Source organism: Rhodococcus sp. KRD162, assembly GCF_017168335.1.
Taxonomy (GTDB): Bacteria; Actinomycetota; Actinomycetes; order Mycobacteriales; family Mycobacteriaceae; genus Rhodococcoides.
Genome location: NZ_JABFAU010000015.1, coordinates 314,390 through 339,827 on the forward strand (window position 1 = coordinate 314,390; position 25,438 = coordinate 339,827).

Annotated in this window: 23 protein-coding genes and 1 pseudogene; 10 read left to right on the plus strand and 14 right to left on the minus strand. The window is 64.8% G+C overall.

Annotation, left to right across the window (positions count from 1 at the left end):
- Positions 1–6 precede the first annotated feature (6 nt).
- From J1M87_RS22085 to pdhA, 3 genes are read right to left on the minus strand one after another with little or no spacing between them, the layout of a single operon-like run.
- Complete coding sequence (locus tag J1M87_RS22085) at positions 7–1,353, minus strand: dihydrolipoamide acetyltransferase family protein (RefSeq protein ID WP_206491926.1); 1,347 nt, start codon at positions 1,351–1,353, stop codon at positions 7–9.
- A 48-nt stretch (positions 1,354–1,401) separates the two neighbouring features.
- Complete coding sequence (locus tag J1M87_RS22090; protein WP_206491927.1) at positions 1,402–2,406, minus strand: alpha-ketoacid dehydrogenase subunit beta; 1,005 nt, start codon at positions 2,404–2,406, stop codon at positions 1,402–1,404.
- A complete protein-coding gene (gene pdhA, locus J1M87_RS22095) occupies positions 2,403–3,485 on the minus strand; it encodes a pyruvate dehydrogenase (acetyl-transferring) E1 component subunit alpha (RefSeq protein WP_206491928.1) in 1,083 nt (360 codons plus the stop codon). The genes J1M87_RS22090 and pdhA overlap by 4 nt, the downstream gene beginning before the upstream one ends.
- A 134-nt stretch (positions 3,486–3,619) precedes the next feature.
- Here pdhA and J1M87_RS22100 point away from each other — a divergent pair, with 134 nt between their 5' ends.
- On the plus strand, positions 3,620–4,099 hold the full coding sequence (locus tag J1M87_RS22100; protein WP_206491929.1) for an Lrp/AsnC family transcriptional regulator: 480 nt from the start codon (positions 3,620–3,622) through the stop codon (positions 4,097–4,099).
- Between the two features lie 185 nt (positions 4,100–4,284).
- A complete protein-coding gene (locus tag J1M87_RS22105; RefSeq protein WP_206491930.1) occupies positions 4,285–5,403 on the plus strand; it encodes a Glu/Leu/Phe/Val dehydrogenase in 1,119 nt (372 codons plus the stop codon).
- 87 nt (positions 5,404–5,490) lie between these two features.
- Here J1M87_RS22105 and J1M87_RS22110 read toward each other — a convergent pair whose 3' ends face one another.
- Entirely contained in the window at positions 5,491–6,942 is a 1,452-nt protein-coding gene (locus J1M87_RS22110) for an NAD-dependent succinate-semialdehyde dehydrogenase (RefSeq protein WP_206491931.1), read from the minus strand.
- A gap of 1 nt (position 6,943) precedes the next feature.
- A complete protein-coding gene (gene gabT, locus J1M87_RS22115) occupies positions 6,944–8,308 on the minus strand; it encodes a 4-aminobutyrate--2-oxoglutarate transaminase (RefSeq protein ID WP_206491932.1) in 1,365 nt (454 codons plus the stop codon).
- Between the two features lie 129 nt (positions 8,309–8,437).
- On the opposite strand from gabT, the gene J1M87_RS22120 reads away from it, so the two are divergent.
- Together J1M87_RS22120 and J1M87_RS22125 are read left to right on the plus strand one after the other, a co-directional pair.
- Positions 8,438–9,940, plus strand: coding sequence for a PucR family transcriptional regulator (locus J1M87_RS22120; RefSeq protein ID WP_206491933.1), 1,503 nt, complete (start codon positions 8,438–8,440; stop codon positions 9,938–9,940).
- Between the two features lie 100 nt (positions 9,941–10,040).
- Positions 10,041–10,742, plus strand: a complete 702-nt coding sequence (locus tag J1M87_RS22125; protein WP_206491934.1) for a YoaK family protein — start codon at positions 10,041–10,043, stop codon at positions 10,740–10,742.
- Here J1M87_RS22125 and J1M87_RS22130 read toward each other — a convergent pair.
- The 3 genes from J1M87_RS22130 to J1M87_RS22140 are packed head-to-tail and all read right to left on the minus strand — an operon-like array spanning position 10,739 to position 13,886.
- Complete coding sequence (locus J1M87_RS22130; protein WP_206491935.1) at positions 10,739–12,424, minus strand: NAD(P)/FAD-dependent oxidoreductase; 1,686 nt, start codon at positions 12,422–12,424, stop codon at positions 10,739–10,741. The two genes, J1M87_RS22125 and J1M87_RS22130, sit on opposite strands and share 4 nt — an antisense overlap.
- Entirely contained in the window at positions 12,421–13,257 is an 837-nt protein-coding gene (locus J1M87_RS22135; protein ID WP_206491936.1) for a carbon-nitrogen hydrolase family protein, read from the minus strand. Before J1M87_RS22135 ends, J1M87_RS22130 begins: the two co-directional genes overlap by 4 nt.
- Positions 13,254–13,886 carry a helix-turn-helix domain-containing protein gene (locus J1M87_RS22140; RefSeq protein ID WP_206491937.1) on the minus strand — a complete coding sequence of 211 codons (633 nt, stop codon included), beginning with the start codon at positions 13,884–13,886 and terminating at the stop codon, positions 13,254–13,256. Before J1M87_RS22140 ends, J1M87_RS22135 begins: the two co-directional genes overlap by 4 nt.
- Positions 13,887–14,003: 117 nt before the next feature.
- Here J1M87_RS22140 and speB point away from each other — a divergent pair, with 117 nt between their 5' ends.
- Positions 14,004–14,963, plus strand: coding sequence for an agmatinase (gene speB / locus J1M87_RS22145; RefSeq protein ID WP_206491938.1), 960 nt, complete (start codon positions 14,004–14,006; stop codon positions 14,961–14,963).
- Between the two features lie 15 nt (positions 14,964–14,978).
- Here speB and J1M87_RS22150 read toward each other — a convergent pair whose 3' ends face one another.
- Together J1M87_RS22150 and J1M87_RS22155 are read right to left on the minus strand one after the other, a co-directional pair.
- Positions 14,979–15,878 carry a universal stress protein gene (locus tag J1M87_RS22150; protein ID WP_206491939.1) on the minus strand — a complete coding sequence of 300 codons (900 nt, stop codon included), beginning with the start codon at positions 15,876–15,878 and terminating at the stop codon, positions 14,979–14,981.
- Complete coding sequence (locus tag J1M87_RS22155) at positions 15,875–17,317, minus strand: amino acid permease (RefSeq protein ID WP_206491940.1); 1,443 nt, start codon at positions 17,315–17,317, stop codon at positions 15,875–15,877. Before J1M87_RS22155 ends, J1M87_RS22150 begins: the two co-directional genes overlap by 4 nt.
- Before the next feature lie 208 nt (positions 17,318–17,525).
- On the opposite strand from J1M87_RS22155, the gene J1M87_RS22160 reads away from it, so the two are divergent.
- The 3 genes from J1M87_RS22160 (at position 17,526) to J1M87_RS22170 (ending at position 20,642) form a co-directional block, all read left to right on the plus strand.
- Positions 17,526–18,740 (plus strand): CdaR family transcriptional regulator, encoded by a 1,215-nt coding sequence (locus tag J1M87_RS22160; protein ID WP_206491941.1) that lies wholly within the window; start codon positions 17,526–17,528, stop codon positions 18,738–18,740.
- A 210-nt stretch (positions 18,741–18,950) separates the two neighbouring features.
- Positions 18,951–20,015 (plus strand): TerC family protein, encoded by a 1,065-nt coding sequence (locus tag J1M87_RS22165; protein ID WP_206491942.1) that lies wholly within the window; start codon positions 18,951–18,953, stop codon positions 20,013–20,015.
- A 78-nt stretch (positions 20,016–20,093) separates the two neighbouring features.
- Entirely contained in the window at positions 20,094–20,642 is a 549-nt protein-coding gene (locus J1M87_RS22170; RefSeq protein ID WP_206491943.1) for a Dps family protein, read from the plus strand.
- 106 nt (positions 20,643–20,748) lie between these two features.
- Here J1M87_RS22170 and J1M87_RS22175 read toward each other — a convergent pair whose 3' ends face one another.
- On the minus strand, positions 20,749–21,201 hold the full coding sequence (locus J1M87_RS22175; RefSeq protein WP_206491944.1) for a hypothetical protein: 453 nt from the start codon (positions 21,199–21,201) through the stop codon (positions 20,749–20,751).
- 114 nt (positions 21,202–21,315) lie between these two features.
- Here J1M87_RS22175 and J1M87_RS22180 point away from each other — a divergent pair, with 114 nt between their 5' ends.
- On the plus strand, positions 21,316–21,513 hold the full coding sequence (locus J1M87_RS22180; protein ID WP_206491945.1) for a CsbD family protein: 198 nt from the start codon (positions 21,316–21,318) through the stop codon (positions 21,511–21,513).
- 100 nt (positions 21,514–21,613) lie between these two features.
- Here the strand turns inward: J1M87_RS22180 and J1M87_RS22185 are convergent, their stop codons facing one another.
- Both J1M87_RS22185 and J1M87_RS29315 read right to left on the minus strand, forming a co-directional pair.
- Positions 21,614–22,342 (minus strand): EAL domain-containing protein, encoded by a 729-nt coding sequence (locus J1M87_RS22185; protein ID WP_307830903.1) that lies wholly within the window; start codon positions 22,340–22,342, stop codon positions 21,614–21,616.
- Positions 22,339–23,595 carry a CdaR family transcriptional regulator gene (locus J1M87_RS29315; protein ID WP_206491946.1) on the minus strand — a complete coding sequence of 419 codons (1,257 nt, stop codon included), beginning with the start codon at positions 23,593–23,595 and terminating at the stop codon, positions 22,339–22,341. The genes J1M87_RS22185 and J1M87_RS29315 overlap by 4 nt, the downstream gene beginning before the upstream one ends.
- A 357-nt stretch (positions 23,596–23,952) precedes the next feature.
- Here J1M87_RS29315 and J1M87_RS22195 point away from each other — a divergent pair, with 357 nt between their 5' ends.
- The gene (locus J1M87_RS22195) at positions 23,953–25,140 is read left to right on the plus strand and encodes a triacylglycerol lipase (protein ID WP_206491947.1); all 1,188 of its coding nucleotides are present in this window, start codon (positions 23,953–23,955) and stop codon (positions 25,138–25,140) included.
- Between the two features lie 98 nt (positions 25,141–25,238).
- Here J1M87_RS22195 and J1M87_RS22200 read toward each other — a convergent pair.
- Positions 25,239–25,438, minus strand: a pseudogene (locus tag J1M87_RS22200) (glycosyltransferase family 2 protein); the annotation flags it as partial.

Here is a 25,438-nt window from a genome sequence, read left to right on the forward strand (position 1 = left end):
GCAGGCTCAGCCCAGAGCGATCAGATTCATCGGATCGGACATCAGCCGTCCGACGAGTGCAAGGAACTGCGACCCTTGCTGGCCGTCGACCAGTCGGTGATCGAACGACAGCGACAAGGTTGTCACCGACCGTAATGCGATCTCGCCCTGATGCTCCCACGGCATCCGGCGTATCGACCCGAAGCACAGGATGGCGGCTTCACCTGGGTTGAGGATAGGGGTACCGGCATCGACTCCGAACACCCCCACGTTGGTGATCGTGATCGTTCCCTCGGCCAGATCGGCGGGGCTGCTCTTGCCCTCCTTGGCAGTACGTGTCAGCTCGGCCAGTGCCCGCGCGAGATCCACCAGCGACAGATCCTGCGCGTTCTTGATGTTGGGCACCATCAGTCCGCGCGGGGTTGCAGCGGCGATGCCGAGGTTGACGTAGTACTTGGTGACGATCTCCTGCGCGGCCTCGTCCCAGGAAGAATTGAGCGACGGATTCGATTTCAGCGCAACGAGAACCGCTTTGGCGACCAATGCAAGTGGGGTCAACCGTACGTTCGCGAAGTGCTCGGATGTCCGCAGAGTATCCAACAGCGTCAGGGTCTCGGTGACGTCCACGGTGACGAACTCGGTGACGTGCGGCGCGGTGAATGCACTGCGCACCATCGCGTCGGCCGTGTGTTTACGCACTCCCTTGATCGGTGTGCGCTCTTCACGGCCGAGCGGCTGCTCTACCTGCTCGGTAGACGCGTCGTCCTCGAGCAGATAGCTCTCGATGTCCTCACGGGTGACATCCCCGTGGGATCCGGTGGCCGGTACCTGGGCAAGGTCGACGGCGTTGTCCTTTGCAAGCTTGCGTACCGGCGGCGCAGCCAACGGTTTTCCGTTCTGCGCGTTCGCTTCCGCTGCGACCGGGCTCGTTCCTCGGCCGCCGCGTCTGCTCGAGCTTTCCTCCACCACCCCGTATCCGACGAGAACCGGGACGCGTTCGGCACCGTCGTCGGCAGCGCGCGTGACCCCCGCTTCGAAGCTCCCTTCCTCGGCGACTGCTGCTTCGACGGCAACTGTTTCGACGGCAGCCGATTCGACGGCAGCCGATTCGGCCGTGTCCGCGTCCGCACCATCGACCCTGATGTCGATGATCGGCATTCCGACCTCGACGGTGTCACCTTCGGACACATGCAGCGCAGCAACGACGCCCGCGAACGGAGACGGAAGTTCGACCGCGGCCTTGGCCGTTTCGACCTCGGCGATGTTCTGATTCAACTCGATGGTGTCGCCGACGCCGACGAGCCAGGTCAGCAGGTCGGCCTCGGTGAGCCCTTCCCCGAGGTCGGGCAACGGAAAGCTCTTGATCGTGGGCATCGTCGAATCCTGTTCGGTATCTATCGGCGGCGGGCGTGAGAAGTGAGTTCAGTGCGAGCGGCAGCGGTCCACCGCGTCGAGGATCCGATCGACATCGGGGAGATAGAACTTCTCGAGCTTCGACGCGGGGTACGGGGTACCGAAACCGCCGACGCGCAGCACCGGTGACTCGAGGTTGTAGAAGCACCGTTCGGAGATTCGAGCGGCGATCTCCGAGCCGAGGCCCATGAACACGGGAGCCTCGTGAGTCACGACCAGCCGTCCGGTCTTGCGCACCGAGGCCTCGATCGTCTCGAAGTCGATCGGCGAGAGCGATCGCAGATCGATGACCTCGATCGATATCCCCTCGTGGGCAGCAACTTCGGCAGCTTTGCGGGCGGTGGACACGAGCGGTCCGTAGGCGATGAGTGTGACGTCGGTACCTTCGGTGACCACCCGTGCCTGGTGCAGGGGGTAGGCGGCGGCGAGATCGGTGGAGTCCAGGTCGATCGGGCTCTTCTCCCAGTAGCGGCGCTTGGGTTCGAAGAACAGCACCGGATCATCGCTGGCTATCGCCTGCCGAATCATCGAGTAGCCGTCGGCTGCAGTGCTGCAGGTGACGACGCGAAGGCCTGCGGTCTGCGCGAAGTAGCCCTCGGGCGACTCCGAGTGATGCTCGACGGCGCCGATTCCGCCGCCGTACGGCACGCGAATCGTCATCGGAATCTTGACGTTTCCGCTTGTGCGGTAGTGCAGTTTGGCTACCTGGGAGACGATTTGGTCGAAGGCCGGGTAGATGAATCCGTCGAACTGGATCTCGCACACCGGCCGGAATCCGCGCATCGCCAAACCTACTGCGGTGCCGATGATGCCCGATTCGGCCAGTGGCATATCGAGTACGCGGCCCGGGCCGAAGTCCTTCTGCAGGCCGTCGGTGATGCGGAAGACGCCACCGAGCTTGCCGATGTCCTCGCCCATCAGCAGCACTTTCGGGTCGTCCTCCATCGCCCGACGCAGACCGGCGTTGATGGCCTTGCCCAAGGGAAGACTCGTGGGTCGTTCGAGCGTGGTCATGAGGTGACTCCTTCGAATCCTGCCTGATACGAGGCGAAGTGGGCCCGCTCGTCGTCCAGGAGTGGGTGTGGGTCGGCGTAGACGTTGTCGAACACCGACATCGCCGTCGGCTCGACGGTCTCGAGGCAGCCACGACGAAGTGCGGCGGCGACCTCGTCGGCGGTGCGCTTCACCGAGGCGGCGAACTCTTCGTCGAACGCTCCGATTCGCTTGAGCAGCTTCTCGATTCGGTCGATCGGATCCTTGGCACGCCATTCGTCATCGGTTGCACCGGAACGGTATCGAGTCGGATCGTCGGAGGTGGTGTGCGGGCCCATGCGGTATGTGACGGCCTCGATCAGCGTCGGGCCGCTTCCTTCTCGGGCTCGTGCCAACGCCGCTCTGGTCACTGCCAGGACGGCGAGCACGTCGTTTCCGTCCACGCGTACCGAGGGAATTCCGTACCCTTCACCGCGTGCGGCAATCGTCGCCTTCGTCTGCACGGTCACCGGTTCGGAGATCGCCCACTGGTTGTTCTGGCAGAAGAACACCACGGGGGCATGGAAACTGGAGGCGAAGCCGAGCGCCTCGGAAATGTCACCCTGACTCGTCGCGCCGTCGCCGAAGTAGGTGATGGCGGCACCCTCGGCTCCGTCGAGTTGCATGCCGATCGCGTATCCGGTCGCGTGCAGACCCTGTGATCCGACGATGATCGCCGGAGTGGTCATCCGGTATTCGTACGGGTCCCAGCCGGAGAGCGTCGATCCGCGCCAGAACCGCAGCATCCGGGTCGGATCGACCCCGCGGCAGTAGGCGACGCCGTGCTCGCGGTAGCTGGCGAACACGAAGTCCTCGGTGTCGAGCGCACGTGCCGATCCGACCTGCGCAGCTTCCTGCCCCAGCAACGGTGCCCAGAGTCCCAGTTCACCCTGCCTCTGCAGTGCTGTGGCCTCGGTGTCGATGCGGCGAACCACGACGAGATCGCGGTACATGTCCATCAGCGCGGCCGTGTCGATGTCTGCGACCAGAGGCGAGTAGGTCCCGTTGTGGACCACTGTTCCCGACTCTTTGATCAGCTGAATCAGCGAGGTGGTGTTCATGGTCGTGGCACTCTCCGTCGTGGTGTGATGTCCTTCACAAGGACACCACTGACATCCAGCGTGCACAAGTGACGTCTTCACAACTGAGCACCATGCACAATATTGGGTATCGAACGAGCTACAGAAAGTGCGCAATGACCGATCTGGACAAGACCGACGCCCGACTCCTTCTCGCCCTCTGCGCCAAGCCTCGCGCCACCGGCGTCGAACTGGCGACCACGCTGGGGCTCTCTCGCAACACCGTGCAGGCGCGACTCGGACGGTGGGACGAAAAGGGTTCACTGACCCCGATCGATCACCGCATCCCGCCGAAGTCGCTGGGTCGTCCGCTGCAGGCGTTCGTCACCGCACAGGTGAACCAACACACACTGGCGGCGGTCACCGAACATCTGCGCACGATCCCGGAGATACTCGAGGTGTTCGGGCTCTCGGGGGCGGCCGATCTGCATATCCGAATCGCCGCTGTCGACGCCGACGACCTCTATCGCATCGCGGGACTCATCCTCGACATACCGGGAGTCGAGCGCACCAACATGTCCATCGCCATGTCGGAACTGATTCAGTACCGCACCAAGCCGCTGCTCGAACAACTCGCCGGCGACCGACGCCGCTGAGTAACCCGCTCCCCCTGAGCAACCCGACCACCTCGGTCCGATCTCACGAGGCCACACCGTGCAACATGCGCAGTCCCGGCAACAGAGGTTGACCACCGTGCACCTCCGCGACACCCTGTGACGGACAACCATTCCGGGTACCACCACGTTCGGGTACCGCCGTTCATCACCGAAAGAGTCCGCCTGTGTCCGTCGTTGCCGACCACCCCGCCGCCGTAGCCAGCACCCCGCCCCGCTCCCTGTCCTCGACGGCAGGCGTCTTCGACCGTCCCGACCTGCCGCAGGACCGCGTGCACGAGCGCGTCCTGTTCTGCCAGGATCGTGACACCGGGCTGCGCGCGATCATCGCCGTCCACTCCACCGTGCTCGGTCCGGCTCTGGGCGGAACTCGCTTCTACCCCTACGCATCCGAGCAGGATGCGTTGACCGACGTCCTACGCCTGTCGCGCGGAATGACCTACAAGGCAGCCGTTGCGGGCGTCGACCTCGGCGGCGGCAAAGCTGTGATCATCGGCGACCCCACCTCCGTCAAGACCCCGACGCTGCTCAACGCATACGGCCGTTTCGTCGAATCGCTCGGCGGAACCTATGTCACGGCAGGCGATGTGGGCACCAACAGTGACGATCTCGACATCATCGCGGAAGAGACCGCACACGTCGTGGGCAAGAACACCACCGCAGGCGGCACCGGCGACAGTGGCCCGCAGACAGCACTGGGAGTTTTCCTGTCCCTGCGTGCTGCAGCCGAATCCTGCTGGGGTTCTGACGATCTGAACGGCAAGCGCATCGGAGTCGAAGGTGCAGGCAAGGTGGGATACAACCTCGTCGCCCTGCTCCGCGAGGCCGGCGCCGAGGTGCTCGTCAGCGACTCCTACGCACCCGCACTCGATCGCATCGTCGACGACTTCCCCGGAGTGCGGATCGCGTCGGACATCATCGGTGCCGATATCGACGTCTACGCACCCTGCGCCATGGGCGCGACGCTCGACGCCTCCTCGGCGGCCCGCTTGTCGGCGTCCATCGTCTGCGGCGCGGCCAACAACCAACTGCTCACCCCCGACGTCGAGGCGATGTTGGCCGCTCGCGGAATCGTCTGGGTACCCGATTACGTCGCCAACGCGGGCGGCTTGATTCAGGTGGAAGGCGAACTACGCGGCAGGGATTCGGCCCAGGTGATGGCCACCATCGGCAAGATCGGTGACACCGTCGCCGGCATCTTCGCGATCGCGCGTGCCGAGGGCATCCTGTTGGGAGCAGCGGCCGACCGCCTCGCCGAGGACCGCATCGCCGCTGCCGAGCGCTGATCGGCAGTTCGGTCCGATGCGCTCCGCTGCGGGCCGAGCGACCGGATCTCCGCGTCCTCGGCCCGCAGCGGCGCTATCGGTGCCCGCTCATCGAAGCGCGATGTACTTGGTTTCGAGGTACTCCTCGATACCCTCCGAACCACCCTCGCGTCCGAATCCCGATTCCTTGACGCCTCCGAACGGTGCCGCGGCGTCGGAGATCGCACCGCGATTGACTCCGACCATGCCGGTGTCGAGTGCCGCCGATACCCGGAGGGTGCGGTCGAGGTTCTCGGTGAAGAAGTACGCCACCAACCCGTACTCGGTGTCGTTCGCCGCAGCGATCGCCTCGTCCTCGGTGTCGAATCCGACGATCGCCGCGACGGGGCCGAAGATCTCGGCCCGCAACAACTGCGCATCATCGGGGATCTGGTCCAGAACCGTAGGCGCATAGAAGAATCCAGATCCTCCGAGCGTCGTACCCCCGGTGCGCACTCGCGCTCCCTTCGCCACTGCATCATCGACGAGGGCAGCCACTGATCGGCGTTGCTTGTCGTTGACGAGCGGACCGATGTCGGTGCCGTCCTGCTCCCCCGGGCCGACCGTCAGAGCTTCGATCCGGGCGGTCAACTTCGTGGTGAACTCCTCACGCACCGAGTTCGCGACGTAGAGGCGGTTGGCCGCCGTGCATGCCTCGCCGCCGTTGCGCATCTTGGCCAGCATCGCTCCGTCGACTGCGGCGTCGATATCCGCGTCGTCGAACACGATGAACGGGGCATTGCCGCCCAACTCCATCGACGTCCGTAGCAGGCGGTCGGCGGCACCGCGTACCAACAACTTTCCCACCTCGGTCGATCCGGTGAACGTGACCTTCCTGAGCCGCGGGTCCTTCATCAGCGGCCCGGTGACGGCACCGGCATCGGAGGTCGGGAGGATCGAGAGCACGCCCCTCGGCAAACCCGCGTCGGCGAAGACCTGTCCGAGGAGCAGCATCGTGAGCGGGGTGTCCTCGGCCGGTTTCACGATCACCGTGCATCCCGCGGCCAGTGCCGGCCCGATTTTGCGCGTGCCCATCGCCAACGGAAAATTCCACGGGGTGATGGCCAGTACCGGGCCGACCGGCGACTTGGTCACCAGGATTGCACCGTTGCCTGCCGGTGCCGAGGTGAACCGGCCACCGATGCGCACGGCCTCCTCGCTGAACCAGCGCAAGAATTCACCGCCGTAGTTCACTTCACCGCGGCTCTCCGCCAACGACTTTCCCATTTCGAGCGTCATCAACAGGGAGAACTCGTCTGCGCGGGCGTGCAGGAGGTCGAAGGCTCGCCGCAGGATCTCCGCTCGCACACGTGGAGGCGTCGCCGCCCACTCGGACTGGGCCGCGGCCGCCTGATCGAGCGCGGTGATTCCGTCGGCGGCTGTCGCGTCGGCGACGGTGGTCAGTTCCTCACCGGTAGCGGGATCGAGCACGGCGAACCGGGCACCCGATGCAGACGGAGTCTGGACGCCGCCGAGCCACATGTCGGTGGGCACGGACGCGATCACATCACGAGCTGACATGTCAGAGACCCTGTCCCGCGCTGCGAAGCGCGTCTTCGAGGACGGTGAGCGCCTCATCGAGTAGTTCGTCGGAGATCACCAGAGGAGGAAGCAGTCGGATCACGTTGCCGTAGGTACCGCACGTGAGCACGATGACGCCCGCCGCGAGCGCCGCAGCCGCAACGGCTTTGGTCGCCTCGGGGTTCGGCTCGCGTCCACCCGGCAGCACGAGTTCGACGGCGAGCATGGCTCCGCGGCCGCGGACCTCACCGATGATGCCGACCTCGGCGGCCAATGCCTGCAGCCGACCGAGCACGATGCGCTCGATGTCGCGGGCGCGGGCATTGAGATCGAGTGTCTCCATCTGCTCGATGGACGCCAGTGCCGCAGCACAGGCAACGGGGTTGCCGCCGTACGTACCGCCGAGTCCACCCGGGTGCACGGCGTCGATCAGGTCGGCCCGGCCGGTGACTGCCGCCAACGGCATCCCACCCGCGATGCCCTTCGCCATCGTGATCAGGTCCGGCACGATGCCCTCGTGTTCGCTGGCAAACCAGGCCCCGGTCCTGGTGAACCCCGACTGCACCTCATCGGCGACGAACACGACATCGTTGTCTCGCGCCCATGCCACCAAGGCAGGCAGGAATCCGTCGGCAGGAACGACGAAGCCGCCTTCGCCTTGGATCGGCTCGATCACGATGGCGGCGAGATTGCCTGCGCCCACCTGCTTTTCGATCGCTGAAATCGCGCGGGCAGCAGCGTCGGCACCGGTGATCGGCGAGCCGTCGACGTTGGTGCCTTCGCGGAACGGGTAGGACATCGGGACCCGGTACACCTCCGGCGCGAAGGGGCCGAAGCCACTCTTGTACGGCATCGACTTCGAGGTCAGTGCCATCGTCAGATTGGTGCGTCCGTGATACGCGTGGTCGAACACCACGACGGCGGAGCGGCCGGTGGCGTGACGGGCGATCTTGACCGCGTTCTCGACCGCCTCGGCACCACTGTTGAACAGGACAGTGCGCTTGTCGTGGTCACCGGGTGTCAATTCGGCGAGCTTCTCGGCAACAGCGATGTAGCCCTCGTACGGGGCGATCATGAAGCAGGTATGGGTGAAGTGCGCGACCTGATCCTGCACTGCGGCAACGACGGCCGGGTTGGAGGCACCGACGGTCGTCACGGCGATTCCGGCACCGAGATCGATCAACGAGTTGCCGTCCACATCCACGACGACACCGCCGTCGGCGTCTGCTACGTAGACCGGCAGTGTGGACGCCACACCGGCGCCGACGACGGCCTTGCGTCGCGCCGCCAAGGCAGTCGACGCGGGTCCGGGGAAGGCGGTGACGATCCTGCGCTCCTGAGGAAGTCGGTACTCGATCGAGGCCATGTTCGCACCTTTCGTGTGGGCTGTTCGAGCAAGTATGCGACCGCACACACCCTGGTGGGACCTGCCATTTTGTACAGCACGACGCTAGGTCGGACACCATTTCGTCGATAGGGCACTACAGTGCCAGATGTGAGTGTGCAACTGTCCTGGCTGCTACGGCAGCGATCGCTTCGATTGAGTCATCGCGGCGGACCCGAGCGCAGCGCTGCTCCCATCACCTTTGCGCAGGCAACCGAGCTCACCGATCCCAGCCCCTGGCTGTCGGGCGGTGAACTGATTCTGACGACCGGACTCGGCTTCGACTCCGACGGTCCTGCCCTCGACACCTATGTCCGCACTCTCGCGGCCGCTGGTGTCGGCTGCCTCGGTTTCGGAATCGGTCTCTCGCACAGCACCATTCCCACGTACATCCTCGACGCGGCCGAGGACGTCGGGCTTCCCGTCGTGGAGGTTCCGTACGACATTCCGTTCGCTGCCGTCATTCGCGCGGTCATGAAACGCCTCTCCGAGCAGGAGTACGAGCGGGTTGTTCGCGCGGCGGCGGTACAGAACCGGATCACCAGGGCAGCATTGCACGGAGGGGTGGAGGCGATCGTCCGTGAACTCGCCGTCGCCACCTCGACGTCGGTGGCGCTGATCGGCACGCGCACCGAGTCGTTTCATCCGATGGATGCATCCGATCTCGTCGAGCAGGCGGCAGATATCGCCCGCAGCATCCGTCCGTCGTCGACACCGGCCACTGTGTCGGTCAGCGAACCCGGCCGAACCGTCAGTCTCCACTCGGTGCCGATCACCGGGAGCGGCCCGACTTTCCTCGCCATTCGCACCGCGGGCCCGATGACGGGCGTCGAGCAAATCCTGCTGGGGCATGCGGTGTCACTTGTCACGCTCGAGCTCGAGAAGCCGGCGCGCCTGCGTGCCGAGCAATCCCGGCTCAACACGCTCGCACTCGGGTTGCTGCTCGACGGTCATCTGCTTTCTTCGGTCGATTCGCCGCTACCGAGCTATCTCGCCGACGCGGCCGACGACGATTCGTCCATCCGGGTCGCCGTGGTCCGCGCACCGTCCGAGCGGATCATCGAGGCATTCGATGCGCAGTGTCGGCTGCGGTCGCGGCCCACCTTCGCCCGAGTCACCGACTCCGGCGGCACGCTCTTGTTGCGCGGCTCCGACGACGCCATGTTCGTGGCACAACTGATGGATTCGCTGCCGAGATCGGCCTGTGCCGGTCTCAGTTCGCGGCGACCTATCACCGAATCTCCTGTGGCCCTTCGGCAGGCCTCTCTCGCGTGCGCCGCCGCCGGGCCGAGCGATCGCATCGTAGAATTCTCCGGGTCCATGCTGTTGGCCTCGGAACCGGTACAGGAGTCGCTACGCGCCATGGCCGCCACGACCGTTGCGCTGTTGGCCGACTACGACCGCGATCACAACGCCGACCTGGTGGGGTCGCTTCGGGCTTTCCTCGAGGCCAACGGGCACTGGGAAACTGCGGCGACGAACCTGTCGGTTCATCGTCACACTTTGCGAAACCGGATCACGCGGTGCGAGGAGTTGCTCGCAGTGGATTTGACGTCTGCGCGGGTGCGGGCAGAGTTGTTGCTGTCATTGCTGGCGGTGGCGGCGGCGGCGTGAGTGGAGCCTGCGAAATGAACCATCGGGGCGTGAGTGGAGCCTGCGGAATGAACCAGGCGGGCGTGAGTGGAGCCTGCGAAATGAACCAGGCGGGCGTGCAGTGAGTTCTGAACCTCCCATCACCGTCGCGACTGCGAAGTCGGTTCGGCTCGGGGTGCTTCTGGCCGCCGTCGGCGGGTTCCTCGACGCCTACACCTACGTCACTCGCGGTGGCGTGTTCGCGGGCGCACAGACCGGCAATGTCGTATTGCTCGGCGTCGATATCGCAGGTGGGCGGTGGACCGAGGCGCTCGCGTTCGTGCCGCCGTTGACTGCGTTCGTGTTGGGCGTCGCTACAGCGGAGTTCATCGCGTTGCCCGAGGTGGCGAAGATCGTGCGGCGGCCGGTTCGCGCGGTTCTCGTGGTCGAGATACTCGTGGTTCTGGCGGTCGGTTTTCTTCCGGCAACCGTGCCCGATGCCCTCGTCTCGGTGATTCTCGCGCATGTGGCCGGCGTGCAGGTGACGACTTTTCGTGTGCTGGTGGATTCGCCGTTCAACACCACGATGACGACCGGGAATCTCCGCAGCATGTCTATGGCGGCGTTTCATCGAGTCGTGGACGGCGATCGTGAGGAGGGGACGCGGGCGGGAAGATTCGGTGTGGTGATCGCTGGTTTCCTCGGCGGGGCGCTACTGGGGGCGGTGGCAGTCGAGTTGTTCGGCCTTCGGGCGATCTGGGTGGTCGCCGTGATGCTGACCTTCGCTCTGGCACTGTTCGTGTTCGACGAGCGCCGTCCGCAGTCGCTGCCCCCGAAAAGCTAGTCGCCCAATCGAAGTGGGGCGATGGACTCGAATACGTCGCCCGGTCCGGGATTGTCTTCTGCCGATGTCCCTCCCAGATGGTGTACGACGCCCCATACCGCGTTCAGTGCGGTGTGGATGGCACCTTCGGCCCAGCCTGCGGTCCAGGAGATGTCGTCACCGGCCAGAAATATCCCCCGGTGCCGTGGGTCGAGTTCGTGTTGCACGAAGTGGGTGAACAGTCTTTCCTGGTATCGGTAGTGCCCTGGCAGGTTCGCTTTGAAGGCTCCCATGAAGTCGCGTTCGGTTTCCCAGGACAACGTGACCGGGGTCGAGATGATGTGGCTGCGGAAATCGACGCCGGGATAGATCTCCTCGAGCGAGCGCAGCATGATGTTCATGCGCTCGGTCGGGTCGAGGGCCAGCAGCTTGAGCGAATCGTCCGACCAGGTGTAGGACAGGCAGATCAGTCCGGGCTTGCCTTCGCCTTGGTCGAGTAGGTAGGTGCCTCGGCTCATGCGATCGGTCAGCGTCATGCTGACCAGGTCTCGCCCGGTGACCGGGTCCTTGTCCTTCCAGAACGGCCGATCGACGAGGGCGAACACTTTGGTCGACCCCATGTAGTGGGTGCGTTCGATGGCGGTCCAGTGATCGATGGGAAACAGGTCGTCGTCACATCTGATGTTGCTGAGCAGCATCCAACTCTGTGCGGTCACGACGGCAGCAGGGTAGGTCCGAATGTTGCCGCGGTCGTCGTGGATCGTGGTGCCGCCGTCGGTCCGCCTGATCTCGGTGACCCGGGACATGGTGGTGCCGCCGTTCAGTGAGGCCACCGACGTGCCGGCCGGCCAGTGCGCCATGTTCTCGGGCGAGCGAGTCCACAGTCGCATCGGCAGTTGCTGTGAGCCGCCGACGATTCCACGATGATGGTCGTCTGCCGCGGTGCTGACGACACGAAGGATCTCGAGAATGGAGTTGGGATAGTCGGTGTCCCATCCGCCCGTTCCGAAACCGACCTGACCGAACACCTCTCGCATCCGAAACGACGAGAAGTGCTCGGACGCAGCGAGGAACCCGTAGAAGGTCTGATCGTCGAACTTCACGATCAGCTCGTTCCAGATTCGCTTGATCTCGCCGACGTCCCTTCGGCGAATGGCGCGCTGAAGCGGAATCAGCTCGGCGTGTTCTTCGAGCGTCCTGTTCCACGCGTTCGCCACGTCTGCGAATATCGGCGGTAGATCGTCGAGCTTCTGCGCGTAGTGACTCTCGCCTTTGAGGTCGATGACCGTACTGGGGGTCACCTCGGCGAGCGGGTTGGGAAACGGCGTCGTGTCCAGCCCGACTGCATCGAGGTAGTGGAACAGTGCGGTCGACGACGGCGGAAATCGCATCGCACCCATCTCGGCGACCACGCCCGGATGCCCTTCGAACGGTACCGAGCGCATCCGTCCCCCGATCCGATCGGATTCGTACACAACGGGTTCGAGGCCGAGCCGGAGCAATTCGTGGGCGACGACCATGCCCGCGAGACCACCGCCGATCACGGCGACCCGAGTGCCGAGGGCGGCGTCGGGGACGCGTCCGAGACCGTCCGGGTGCGCGAGGTACTCGTCGTACGCGAACGGGAAGTCCGGTCCGAACATCGTCAAGGGCTGCTCGTCCTCGGATGCGATGGAGCTGTCCGGGGTGACGGGTGTGGTCATCGGTCGGTCTCCTGCTCGGCCCGCGAGGGTCCGGTCGGGTGGACAACGGTGCGGTAGAGATCCGGTCGGCGGTCGGCGAGATGGGTGTTGACCGCGCGTGATCGAGCGAGTTCGCTCGGATCGAGCTCCGCCGTGAGTAGTTCCTCGTGCGCGCCTGCTCGTGCTATGTCGTGTCCACTGGGCCCGACGGCACAGCTGCGCCCGCAATAGGTCAGGCTCGTCTCCGTTCCGCAGCGGTTGACGTAGGTGATGAACAGCTGACTTTCGTAGGCCCGCGTCGGGACGAGATGGGTGGCGATGATTTCGAATGGGGTCATCAGGCCGGTCGGGACGATCAACCATTGCGTTCCGGCGTCGGCGTGCGCCCGCACTGCTTCGGGGAATTCGACGTCGTAGCAGGTGAGTAGTCCGCAGCGCAGTCCGCCGAAATCGAACTGCACCAGTAAATCCGGGCCGGGAGCGAAGTGGGCGCGGTCGAGCTCACCGAACAGGTGCGTCTTCCGGTAGTGCGCCCGTGGTCGTCCGGATGCATCGACGACCTGCACGGCATTGAACACCGATTCTCCGCTGCGCTCGGGGTATCCGTATGCGATTGCCACGCTGCGGGTTCGCGCGATCTCGGCGACGCGCTGAAAGATCGGACCGTCGGCCGGCTCCGCTCGCTCGAGCACCAGTTCACCGATGTCGTAGCCGCTGACCGACATTTCGGGCGTGACGAGGATGGACGCGCCCGCTCGTGCCGCCTCTGCCGCGGCGGCGTCGATGGCGGCGAGGTTGACCTCGACTTCGCCGGAGTGTTCGGGCCCCTGATACAGGGACACGGTAACCGTCATCTCGACAACTCCTGTTTCCTGTTGTGCAACTCCTCGGGCAGGGCCGGTGCCAGTACCCACAACACCCGTGCACCGCCGACGCTGTCGCTGCGAAAACTGTGCGGCCGTCGCGGTGAGAACGTGAATGCATCGCCCGCCCCGAGCACGAGGTCGTCCCCGCCGAAGGTCCCGTCTGGCTCGGCTTCGAAGGTCACTCTGATTTCGCCGGACAGCACGTGCACGAACGTGACGTCCAACGGCAGGGTGTACGACTCCGCGCCACTGCCGCCACCTTCCTCGATATCTCCCAGCAACACCTGGACCCGACGCTCGCCCACCGGTGTCAGCAGATACTCCGTCATCGCCTCACCGCCGAACACGATGCGCGGCAACGACTGTGCGCGCACCACTTCGCCCGCCGGGGCATCGTCGAACAGGGAACCCACCGGGACGTCGAGCGCAGCACACACCCGCACCAACGACGCGACCGAGGCGTTCACCTGATCGCGCTCGAGCTTGGACAGGTACCCCTTGGTCACCCCACAGGTGTCGGCGAGCGCGTCGAGTGTCAGTCGCTTCTTCTGCCGCGCCTCCTTGAGCCGCGCACCGATCCGCGGCGCGTCGTTCTCGACCGACGTAGCAACAGACACCGTTCTCGCCTCTCAGGAAACTCGTGTTGACAAGATCGTGCATCAGAGTAACGCTTGCCGAGTGAACTGGTCGACTCGACGGTCACCGGACTCCGCTCTCTCGAAAAGGATTTGTCGATGAACCCGAGCAATCCCGAGCACACCCCGATCGGTCCGGTCGATACCACCAAGGTTCCTCGTTACGCCGAGCCCACCACGTTCGCTCGCCTTCCGCGGCTCGACGAGGTCGCCCGCGCCGACGTCACCATCCTCGGCGTCCCGTTCGATTCCGGGGTGAGCTACCGGCCCGGCGCGCGTTTCGGCCCCGGGCACATCCGGGCAGCGTCGAAACTGTTGCGGCCCTACAATCCTGCGCTACAGGTCTCACCCTTCGCCCGCCAACAGGTGGCTGATTTCGGAGACATCGGGGTCAACCCGTTCGACATCACCGAGGCACTGACCACCGTGCACGACGCGGTGACCGACCTGCGTGCAGACGGTTCCTCGGTCCTGACGCTCGGCGGCGACCACACCATCGCTCTGCCGATTCTGCGTTCGCTCGCGCGCGACCACGGACCGGTGGCCGTGTTGCACTTCGACGCTCACCTCGACACGTGGGACACCTATTTCGGTGCGCCGTACACGCACGGCACACCGTTCCGCCGCGCCAGCGAGGAAGGCCTCATCGATCTGGAGCGCTCACAGCACATCGGCATTCGCGGACCCCTCTACAGCGAGCAGGACCTCGAGGACGATCGCGTGCTCGGCTTCCAGGTGATCCGATCCGACGACTACGAGGTCGACGGCGTGGCCAGCATCGTCGAACGGATGCGTCGACGTCTCGACGGCGGTCCGGTCTACGTCTCGGTCGACATCGACGTCCTCGACCCCGCGCATGCACCGGGCACCGGCACTCCGGAGGCAGGCGGGATGACCTCCCGCGAACTGTTGAACACGCTGCGAGGACTCGTCGGCCTGAACGTGGTCGGTGCCGACATCGTGGAAGTGGCACCCGCATACGACCATGCCGAGATAACGGGGATCGCGGCGGCTCACGTCGCCTACGAGCTCCTTTCGGTACTGGCCCTCAACCGCTGACGACGGTCCCTGCGGTCACCGCCGCGGCAACACCAGGATCGGCACCGGTGAATGACGGATAATCTTGGTCGCTCGTGATCCGAGAAACACGCGGGCGATGGGGCCGAGCGGGCCGGACGAACCGATGGCCAACACTTCACCGTCCTGCCACTGCGCCTCGTCGAGGGCCTCGCGCCAACTGCGCCCCGAGGCCAGTTCCGTCGTCACTCGGTCGGCCGAGAGCCCCACTCCCACTGCATCTTCCACCGCAGCTGTGAGCGCTTCGGTCAGCCCTCGCGAGAGCTCCGCGGCAACATCGTCCTCGGCTCGCAGTCCCACTTCGGGTGGGTACATCGTCGCCCCGCGCACGACGAACGACGCCAATCGCAGTGGAATTCCGGCATCCCTTGCCAACTCCGCTGTCGGCCCCACGACGCGCGAGGCCTCGCTGTCACCGGAGAACGCGCAGGTGATCCTGGTCAGAGTCGCGCGGTTGCGCACCCGGTAGCCACGCGGAGCGAGGGCGACGGTCACCGGCGAGGAGTGCAGGAGTTTGTCCGCGGTCGAACCCACGACAACCTGCCCCAGCGCCCCGTCCCCCGATGACCCGAGCACCAGCACCGAAGCAGGCACGCTCTCTGCGGCTTCGGTCAGTGCCGTCGACACCGAGCGGTGCGCGAGGCGATGGAACGACGCGGCGATATCGGGTGCGCGATCGGCGAGGAATCGACGTGCCTTCGCCTCCGACTCGGCGGCCGTCGCCGCAGCCCAGTCCGAGAACTCGGCGTCGACACGGGCCATCGACGGCGTCGACCACGGTTTGGGCACCACGGTCGCGACATCGATGGTCGTTCCCGAGGATCGCGCCAACTGAGCGCCGAGATCGAGTGCGCCGACGCTTCCTTTGCCCGGCGCGAAGGCGATCAAGATGCTCATCGCGCCTGCTTTCCAGCCGATCGGAGCGCCGAGTGATGCCTACCCCACAGGAGATAGAACGCGAGAACCACGGCAAGCCACAGCACGAACCAGAACCAGGTCGTCCATCGCAGACCGGACAGGATGTACACACAGGCGGCGACCGAGAGCACCGGGGTCACCGGATACCCGGGCACCTTGAAGGGACGCTCGAGGTTCGGCATGGTGCGACGAAGGACGATCACTCCGATCGCCACGACGATGAATGCGACGAGGGTGCCGATCGACACGAGGTCGGCGAGTTTGTCGAGAGGGATGAACGCAGCGAGAATCGAGATGATCACGGCAACGACGATCGTGTTGTTCACCGGCGTGTGAGTGCGGGGGCTGACTGTGGCGAAGGCTTTGGGCAACATGCCATCTCGGCCCATGGCGAAGAGAATGCGAGTCTGCCCGTACATCGTCACCAGGGTCACCGAGAAGATCGAGATCACCGCTCCCGCGGCCAGGATCGTCGCCGGCCAAGCCCGCCCGGTGACATTGCGAAGGATCTCGGCCAACCCGGCTTCCTCCTGGCCCGCAAAGGCGGTCCACGGCTGAGTGCCGAGGGCGGCCACAGCAACGACGAGGTAGAAGACGATGACGACGACGAGGGCCGCAATGATGGCTCGCGGCATCGTCTTCTGCGGATTCTTCACCTCGTCGCCCGCTGTCGACACCGCGTCGAGACCGATGAACGAGAAGAAGATGGTGCCCGCGGCGGCGGTGACACCTGCCGCCCCCAGCGGCATGAAGTCGGAAAAGTTGCCCGAATCGAAGGCGCTGAATCCGACGACCGCGAACAGCGCGAGTACGCCCAGCTTGATGACGACCATGACCGCATTGACGGCCGCGGACTCACTGGCACCGCGTATGAGCAGCACGGCGCACAACACGATCAGCACCACGGCCGGCAGGTTCATCACGCCCGGATCGGTGTCTCCCGGCGCGGCGGACAGTGCGTGCGGGATGGAGAAGCCGAAGAGGTTGTCGAGAAGCTCGTTGAGATACCCACTCCACCCCACGGCGACGGCGGCGCTCGATACCCCGTACTCGAGCAACAGGCAGGCTGCGACCCCCATTGCGACGACCTCGCCCATCGTCACATAGGCGTAGGAATAGGTCGAGCCCGACACCGGCACCGCCGAGGCCATTTCGGCGTAGCAGATGGCGGCGAGACCGGCAGCGATGCCCGCCGCCAGGAACGAGAGGACCACCGCGGGACCGGCTTCGGGAACAGCGAGCGAGAGCACGAAGAAGATGCCGGTGCCGATGGTGGCGCCCACTCCGAACATCGTCAGCTGGAAGGTACCGATGGTCCGCTCGAGTCCACCACTGGTGTGCTGGTCGGGATCGGCGATCGGCTTCTTGCGCAGCAGCTGCGATCTCAGGCCTGGTGCGGGTCTGTTCGACGAGGTCATGCAGGCGACTCCCAACGTGGAGACGAACGTGCGGATCGGCTGATTGTGCTCCCAGATAGTGCCTCTCGCATACCGAACACGCCGCCCGGTGTGATCGTGCGTGTCCCGGACAGGGTCGGGAGCGGTGCACTGTCGTCTGCCCACACTGTCGTCCGCTCACGCTGTTGCCTACCATTGACCTTCAGTCGGATTGGAGATGCGAGAACACATGGCCACACAGCGGGACGAGGGACCGCTCGGCACGGTCGCTGCGCTGGCCGCATCGGACGCAGGCGGACTCGACGTCGCACTTCTCGGCAACTTTCTGGACGTTCTCGCCGAAGCAGTCGATGCTGGTGTTCCGTTGAGCCGCAAGCAACTACGCGAATTTCGCGGGCAGGGCGATACTGCTGCTCGGGCAGGCGTCGCGTTGCGCGCGTTGCTCGACCTGTATCTGAGCTCGGCATGGCGGCTGTGGCGGGAATTGCCCGCGGTGCAGGCCGCTGCCGAGGATCCTGCCGGCGTCGTCACCGCGGGTGAGGTGATGCTGCGTGCGGTCGACGATGCGGTTGCCGAACTCGCCGAGGGCTTTCAGCTCGCCCGCCGAACTCTCGTGCGGGCCGAGGTGCTCGCCCGCCGCGAGTTCGTCGACGATCTGCTCTCCGGCACCGCCGACATCGCCGGGGTACTCGAGCGCGCTCGGACCTTCGGGTTGGACCTGTCGAGTCCGCACGCGGTAGCGGTGGTGACCTCGACCACGCCCTTCACCGATGCCAGCTCCGCCATCGGCGTCGTCGAGCGCAGCGTGCAAGGCAGCAAGGGCGACGCCGAATTGCTCGTCACGACCAAGCGGGACCAGTTGATCCTGGTGTTCCCCGCACCCGATCGCGAGGCCGTCGAGCATGTGCTCACTCGGGCCGGACGTGCACTGGGAACGCTTCCTCGCACACCAGGCGAATCGGTGGATCTACGGCGCAAGGGTGAATACGGCAGGGCTCAGCTCGGCCTCGGTCGCGCTCGAAGCGGGGCGGTGGGCGTGGCTACGTCCTATCGAGAAGCGCTCGACGCGCTCGACCTGGCCTCCTCGCTCGGACTCGACACACCGGTGGTCGACGCCCGCGATCTGCTCGTCTATCGAGTGCTGATCAGTGATCGCGCCGCCATCGCCGATCTGGTCGACACGCTGCTGACTCCGTTGCTCGCTGCCCGCGGTGGTCCCGGTCCATTGTTGGAGACACTGCAGGTGTACTTCGACACGGGCGCGAATTCCGCGTCCACCGCGCGTCGCATGCATCTGTCGGTGCGCGCAGTGACGTACAGACTGTCGCGAATCGAAGAGCTGACCGGTCAGGATGTCGGCAATCCCGTCGAGGCCTTCGCGCTGCACACGGCCGTGATCGGAGCGTTGCTGATCGGCTGGCCGAGCAACCGCCGGGGTACGTAACCCCTTCCGCGCACCGAACTTGCCGCAAACCGGCAATGGAATGCGACATAACATGTCCGTATAACGACCCTGCCTGCAGGAAACTCGACAGTCACACTGGAGTAGTCGCAGGAGTCAAGCCTGCACGACGAACGACAATGTAAGGAGCGTGTGCCAGATGGCAGCGACACAGAAGCTCGGCAGCACAGTCACCAGTGAGGGCGTCAGCCGATGAGCGTCCCGTTGTGGGCATGGGCGGCATTCGGTGCCGTCGTCCTGATCCTGCTGGCAATCGACCTGCTTGCGCACCGCGGTGCACACATCATCGGCTTCAAAGAGGCCGCCTGGTGGAGCGCTCTGTGGGTCGGTGTGGCCATCGTCTTCGGCATCGTCGTGTTCTTCACGTTGGGCACCACTGCCGGCGTCGAATACACCACGGCATGGTTGTTGGAGAAGAGCCTGTCCGTGGACAATCTCTTCGTCTTCGCACTGATCTTCGGATACTTCAAGGTTCCCCGTGAGTACCAGCACCGGGTGTTGTTCTTCGGTGTCATCGGTGCCCTCGTGTTCCGGGCGATCTTCCTGGCCGCAGGTGTGGCCATCGTCAGCAAGTTCGCCGCAGTTCTGTTCGTCTTCGCAGCCATCCTGCTCTACAGCGCCTGGAAGCTGCTGAAGGACGAGGAAGAGTCGTACGATCCGAGCACATCGGTCGCGGTTCGACTGCTTCGCAAGATCGTGCCCGTCCGTGACGAGTACGCCGGAACCAAGTTCTTCGTCAAGGAGGCGGGCAAGCGCGTGGCAACGCCACTGCTCGCCGTGGTCGTGGCCATCGAAGCCGCGGACCTGGTCTTCGCAGTCGACAGCGTCCCTGCGGTTCTGGCGGTGACCGACGATGCGTTCATCGTCTACTCGTCCAACGCCTTCGCCATCCTCGGCCTGCGCGCCCTGTACTTCCTGCTCGCAGGACTGCTCGAGAAGTTCCACTACCTGTCCAAGGGACTCGCGATCATCCTCGCGTTCATCGGTGTGAAGCTCATCCTGCAGGCCGGACACAAGGTGATCAGCACCTCGATCCCCGAAATTCCGTCCTTGGTCAGCCTGGTGGTCATCATCACCGTCCTGGCCGGTTCGATAATCCTCAGCCTGAAGAATCCGCCACCCGAGAACGAGGACGCCGACCCGATCGAGGAAGTCGCAGCCGACAGCCCGATCGTCGACCCGACGGAGGGAACGTCCTCGGCAGGTACCACGTCGACGACCTCGGGTACCGATCACTCGAGGCTCGACAAGTCCTGATCCGACACCACTCGTGCCCCGCCGATTCGATTCGGCGGGGCATGTTTGTGTTCTGCGGCCTCGGGGCAATCGGTGACCATGGCTGAAAAGAACTCGTACACCGTTCCCGGACTCACCTCGGACAAGGGCGCACGCGTCGCCGAAATCCTGCAGGACCGTCTGAACGCATACAACGACCTGCATTTGACGCTCAAGCACATTCACTGGAACGTCGTCGGACCCAACTTCATCGCCGTTCACGAGATGCTCGACCCGCAGGTCGAAGCAGTTCGCGGGTTCGCCGACGACGTGGCCGAGCGCATTGCAACGCTCGGTTCCTCGGCCAAGGGGACGCCTGGCACCATCGTTTCCGAACGCTCGTGGGACGACTACTCGATCGGCCGAGCTACCGCCATCGAGCACCTCGGCGCTCTCGATCTGGTCTACACCGGCGTCATCGAGACCACCCGGAAGAACATCGCGGAGGTCGGCGAGATCGACCCCATCACCGAGGACATGCTCATCGGCCAGAGCGCTCAGCTCGAGCTCTTCCACTGGTTCGTCCGTGCGCACCTGGAGAACTCCGGTGGTCAGCTGTCCACCGCCAATGCCTCCAGCGAAGTGAACGCGGCAACGCAAGCCGGCTAGAACGTCACACCGCTGAGCGACCTCGCCCTCACAGGCGAGGTCGCTGCTGTTTCGAAGCCCTACCCGAGTTCGAAGCCCCCTCGGTGTCAGTCAGTCAGTCTGTCAGTCAGTCTGACGGCCGGGCCTCGTGACCGGCGCGGCCGTGCGATCGACGCCGCTCCTTCATCTCGGCCTCGAATACATGCCGACGTCCGTCCATCAACTCGTCCCGAACTGCTCGTTCGTGCTCGCGCAGCGGACCCCAGTACCCGTCGTCGAATTCCTCGACGAGCTGGAACGTCCAGCGTCCCTGCGCAATGTTCCTACCGATCATGTCCTCGTCGATCCGCTGCGCAATGGCGTCGTGACCGGCCTCGGACAAGGCCCCGACGGCCTCGCCGAGCAGCAGGTCCGAGTGACCCATCAATTGATGGAACGAATAGAGGTGGCCACGGGCGCGCTCGACGCATTCGAGCGCCTCGGACACCTTCCCGGCGGCGGCCACGGTGGCATCGTTCACGCCACTGGGACGTCGATGTTCGGGCGCGGGCATGTGCTGTGCATCGGTCTGCGAATCCATGGCGGCGGGTTACCCGTATCACACCTGAACAACCCGCATTTCGATGATTGACGCCTTCGCAGACGGGTATAGCTGCTCGTGGACACAGAGAACAATCGACTTCGAGGAGTTCGCATGGCTGATTTCATCGACAAGGCAAAGCACAAGGCAGAAGAGCTTGTGGGTGACGCCAAGGAAAAGGTCGGCCACAAGACCGACAACGACGATCTTGCTGCCGAAGGCGCAAAGGATCAGGCATCGGGCAAGACCAAGCAGGTCGGCGACGACATCTCTGATACCGCCAGCGACATCAAGGACAAGTTCACCAACTGATCTGTCCGGTCGATCTGTCCAGACCCCGCGCCCAGGCTCAGCAGCCGTACAAGGGTGCGGGGTCGGTTCGTGTCAGGCCATCGGCGCAACGCCAGACCGGTCAGACAGGTGCAACCGGAAGCGGCATCGGACGGCCGAACAGCCAGCCCTGGCCCATGGTTGCGCCGAGTGCCACCGCGCGGCGCAGATGCCGACGGGTCTCGATCCCCTCGGCCAGCAGGACTGCGTCGCTCGTCTGCAGATAGGAACGCACCTGACGCATCGCAGCGCGCGTCCGGTACGGCGACCGAACGATCGACGAATCGAGTTTGACGATGTCCGGTGCCACCGCGTCCAGCAGCCGCAATGTTGCCGGGGTAGCGCCCACATCGTCCATGGCGACCGCCATTCCGCGATCGCGCGCTCCTCGAACCAGCGCCATCAACAGCGGGACGTTCCGGTCGAGATCACGCTCGGTGATCTCGAGAACGACATCCAGATCGTCTCCGATGGCATCGAGGTGGGCCCCGACGTCGCGTTCGTCGACGAAACAGCCCGGTTCGATGTTGAGAAAGAACCGGACCCGACGCGCGTACGCGCGCTCGCGCGCTGCCCGCAACGCAGCGGCTCGGCATGCCACATCCACGCGTCCGACCATGCCTCGCTCACGGGCGAGGGCGAATACGTCCTCGGGGAGCGCAAGGCTCGGCGACGGCCATCTGGCCAGCGCCTCGTACCCGACGACATTCCCGGTCGACAGCTCGACGACCGGCTGGAACATCGCAGCAACGGACTCGACCGAATCGAGCGCCGCCGACGCTGCCAGCACCGCACCGTCCGGAACGGTCACAGCCGTCGCTCGTCGACCGGGGCTCGACGTGCTTCGAGACGGTCGGCGATCAGGGCAGCATGCAATCGGCGAAGTCCGGACGGCTTCATCGGATCGAGTCCGGTGAGCTGTTCCACCCGCTTGAGTCGGTAGTCGACAGTATTGGGATGCACGGTCAGCCAGGTCGCCGTCTTCTTCCGATTGGAGTCCGAATCGACGAACGCGTGCAATGTCGGCAGCAGGTCGACCGAGTCACGCAACGGATCGATCAACGTCACGAGGTGCTTGCGCCCCAAGCCTGGCCTGCTCACTTGGTACTCGAACACCAGGTCCGCCATCCGATAGGTTCCCGGTGCGTACCGCAGCCGTCGAACGAGACTGAGCAGTTCGTACAAGTGCGGAGCGGTAACGGCTATGTCGTCGACCGCGGCCGAACCCGTGGTCGCCGTGACCGCAACCTGTGACGCCTCGGCCAGCCGCTCCACCAACTCTTCGACGTCCACTCCTGAGACAGCGGGCATCAGTACGGTTCCACCGTTGGTGCTGATCGAGGCGATCGGGGCCGAGACCCCGTCGTACGTCGCCAGCGCCGCATGAATCCGGCGCAACTTTCTCGCCGCCATCATCGCACCGTCGCCGCGCCTGCCGCCTTCGTCGGCATGCGGCGGGAAGTGCAGTGCGACCACGTGATAGTCCTCGGCGAGCAACGTTCCCATTCGATCGGCGATCTTGCGAGCCGTGCCGTCTCCGGTGAGCAGCGCATCGAGCAGTTCGGCGTCGTGACGGGGGCCGTTCTGCGTCAGTGTGCGAAATTCTGCCAGGTAGGCGTCGGATACGGATTCGGTGACGACGTCGAGGAGCTCCATGATCAACACGGTTCCATCGACCACCGGCGCGCTCGAATTCTCCTCCACGACGTGCGCCCCGTTGCGCAGTCCCGATGTGCAGCCCTCGTTGATCGCATGCTGGATGCGTCCGAGCGGCACTCCGTCGCGGGCCCAGCGGGTGGCCGCGTCGCGAAAGATGTCCATCGCACCCGGGATGGGTAGCCGACCGGATTCGAGGACGCCTACCGCAAGTTCACAGCAGGTCGTCGTCATGTCGTCGAGTTCTCCGCGGGCGCAATCGCGTGGCGGAGGAGTGTCCTCGGGTTCCCCGATGTACTGATCCAACATCCGCGCTGCCGTCTCGCGCGGCGTGCGCAGTCGGTCCGACGCACGACGCCCCCCGGCGTAACCCTCGTGCGAAACGTGCACACTCTCCGTCGCGGTCACCCGACCCACCCCTCGAACTCGAAACCTGCACCAGGTCTGTGTCAACTCCGGTCCGATGCCCGCTGTGCTCAGCATCGGACCATGTCCGTCGCTCGACTGCCTCCCGTGTCGGTCGACCGAACGGGTGAGCAGACCCACCGATCGTAGAACTCAAATCAAACCTGCGGATTGTTTTGCGCAATATATCCGGCAGTACATCCGCAATTTCACGTGGGGCACGCCACTTTGTGACCTTGCCTCACGATTGGCACTCCCGGTGCAGGCAAATTCCAAACGCCGGACAGAGGGCCCCAAACGACGCAAAAGCGCGCCTACCGTACCGACTTGTCCAAGCAACCTCGTCGAAAGTCAGGCTCAATGACCACTACTCGGTCCACCTTCAGCGCAACGAGAAAGGCAACCACGGTGCGCGCTGCGATGATCGCGGCAATGGCGTGCTCACTTGCTCTCGGTACCGGGGTTGCGGCCCATGCCCAGCCCGTCACCGAACCCAGTCCGCCCGCCACCATCCAGGGTGACGAGGTCATTCCGCCCGAGCCGACCGAGGCGTCGCCCAAGGCCACTGACCAAGGTATCGAGCCTCCGAGCATCGATTCCGCCGCTCCTGCGACCAGCACCTACGATCCGAAGGCCGAGACGAAGGGTTACGGACCGGTCTTCACCAATTTCATCGCCGGCTTCCTTTACAGCATCGTGAACCCGGATGTCGCGCCGCAGGGTGCCAACGACTGGAATTGCAAGCCGTCAGCAGCTCACCCGCGTCCCGTCGTTCTGCTGCACGGCACCTGGGAGAACGCATTCAACAACTTCTCGCGCATGTCGCCCGCCCTGAAGAAGGAGGGCTACTGCATCTTCGCGCTGAACTACGGTGACACGGACTCCAGCGCCATCGGTCACCTCAAATCGCTTCGCGGCACCGACTCCGTCGCCTCGAGCGCCAAGGAAATTGCGACCTACATCGACGCTGTGCGCGCCGCCACCGGGTCCGCTCAGGTCGACATCGTCGGTCACTCGCAGGGTGGACTCGTCACCCGTCAGTACCTTCGCTTCGAGGGCGGTGCCAACCCGGCCGACCCGTCGCAGAACAAGGTCAACACCGTTGTGAGCGTCGCCGGGTCCAACCACGGCACCACCCTCGTCGGCATCGGCACCCTGGGTCGTACCATCAACAACCTCGGCCTGAACGTGCTCGGCGTCGTCGGTGCCATCGCAGGCCCTGCCGCCTCGGACCAGGTCATCGACTCGCCACTGGTCAAGGCATTGGCCGTCGGCGGTGACACCGACCCCGGTATCAACTACACCGTGATCGGCACCAAGTACGACGAGGTCGTCACCCCGTACAAGACGACGTTCCTCACCGCGGGCCCCGGTGCCACGGTCAAGAACGTCACCCTGCAGGACGGTTGCGGAATCGACCTGTCGGACCACCTGTCGATCTCCGTCTCGCCTCGCGCGATCGGAATCGTGAAGAACGCACTCGATCCGAAGGGCTTCCCCTCGCGGAAGATCCCGTGCACGTTCAACTCCCCCATCACCGGCGGATAATCCGACCCGCCCACTAGCGGCGGATCGTCATCGGTAAGGCTCTACCCCAGTGAGGGCGATCGGCACAACTGCCGGTCGCCCTCACTGCTGTCCGGGGCTCAGGTGCCGGTGCGGCGAATCCCCGCACCGTCGAACTCGACGAGGCCGCGGGCCGCAAAGGCATCGAGCCATCCGATCATCGGCCACCGCCCCCATCGGTGGAAGAACGTGCGCGCGTTGAGCACGATGTCGTCGATATGCTCCACCGGCGGATCCGACACCGGATGGAACTGGTGATAGGCGTGCGCCCCGCCCACCC

Coding starts and splice junctions, on each gene's coding strand:
- J1M87_RS22135 (WP_206491936.1), bottom strand. CDS start 13,257: ATGACGGTTACCGTGTCCCTGTATCAGGGGCCCGAACACTCCGGCGAA.
- speB (WP_206491938.1), top strand. CDS start 14,004: ATGAACCCGAGCAATCCCGAGCACACCCCGATCGGTCCGGTCGATACC.
- J1M87_RS22100 (WP_206491929.1), top strand. CDS start 3,620: ATGACCGATCTGGACAAGACCGACGCCCGACTCCTTCTCGCCCTCTGC.
- pdhA (WP_206491928.1), bottom strand. CDS start 3,485: ATGAACACCACCTCGCTGATTCAGCTGATCAAAGAGTCGGGAACAGTG.
- J1M87_RS22165 (WP_206491942.1), top strand. CDS start 18,951: ATGAGCGTCCCGTTGTGGGCATGGGCGGCATTCGGTGCCGTCGTCCTG.
- J1M87_RS22090 (WP_206491927.1), bottom strand. CDS start 2,406: ATGACCACGCTCGAACGACCCACGAGTCTTCCCTTGGGCAAGGCCATC.
- J1M87_RS22170 (WP_206491943.1), top strand. CDS start 20,094: ATGGCTGAAAAGAACTCGTACACCGTTCCCGGACTCACCTCGGACAAG.
- J1M87_RS22150 (WP_206491939.1), bottom strand. CDS start 15,878: ATGAGCATCTTGATCGCCTTCGCGCCGGGCAAAGGAAGCGTCGGCGCA.
- J1M87_RS22175 (WP_206491944.1), bottom strand. CDS start 21,201: ATGGATTCGCAGACCGATGCACAGCACATGCCCGCGCCCGAACATCGA.
- J1M87_RS22180 (WP_206491945.1), top strand. CDS start 21,316: ATGGCTGATTTCATCGACAAGGCAAAGCACAAGGCAGAAGAGCTTGTG.
- J1M87_RS22130 (WP_206491935.1), bottom strand. CDS start 12,424: ATGACCACACCCGTCACCCCGGACAGCTCCATCGCATCCGAGGACGAG.
- J1M87_RS22160 (WP_206491941.1), top strand. CDS start 17,526: ATGGCCACACAGCGGGACGAGGGACCGCTCGGCACGGTCGCTGCGCTG.
- J1M87_RS22085 (WP_206491926.1), bottom strand. CDS start 1,353: ATGCCCACGATCAAGAGCTTTCCGTTGCCCGACCTCGGGGAAGGGCTC.
- gabT (WP_206491932.1), bottom strand. CDS start 8,308: ATGGCCTCGATCGAGTACCGACTTCCTCAGGAGCGCAGGATCGTCACC.
- J1M87_RS22155 (WP_206491940.1), bottom strand. CDS start 17,317: ATGACCTCGTCGAACAGACCCGCACCAGGCCTGAGATCGCAGCTGCTG.
- J1M87_RS22195 (WP_206491947.1), top strand. CDS start 23,953: ATGACCACTACTCGGTCCACCTTCAGCGCAACGAGAAAGGCAACCACG.
- J1M87_RS22110 (WP_206491931.1), bottom strand. CDS start 6,942: ATGTCAGCTCGTGATGTGATCGCGTCCGTGCCCACCGACATGTGGCTC.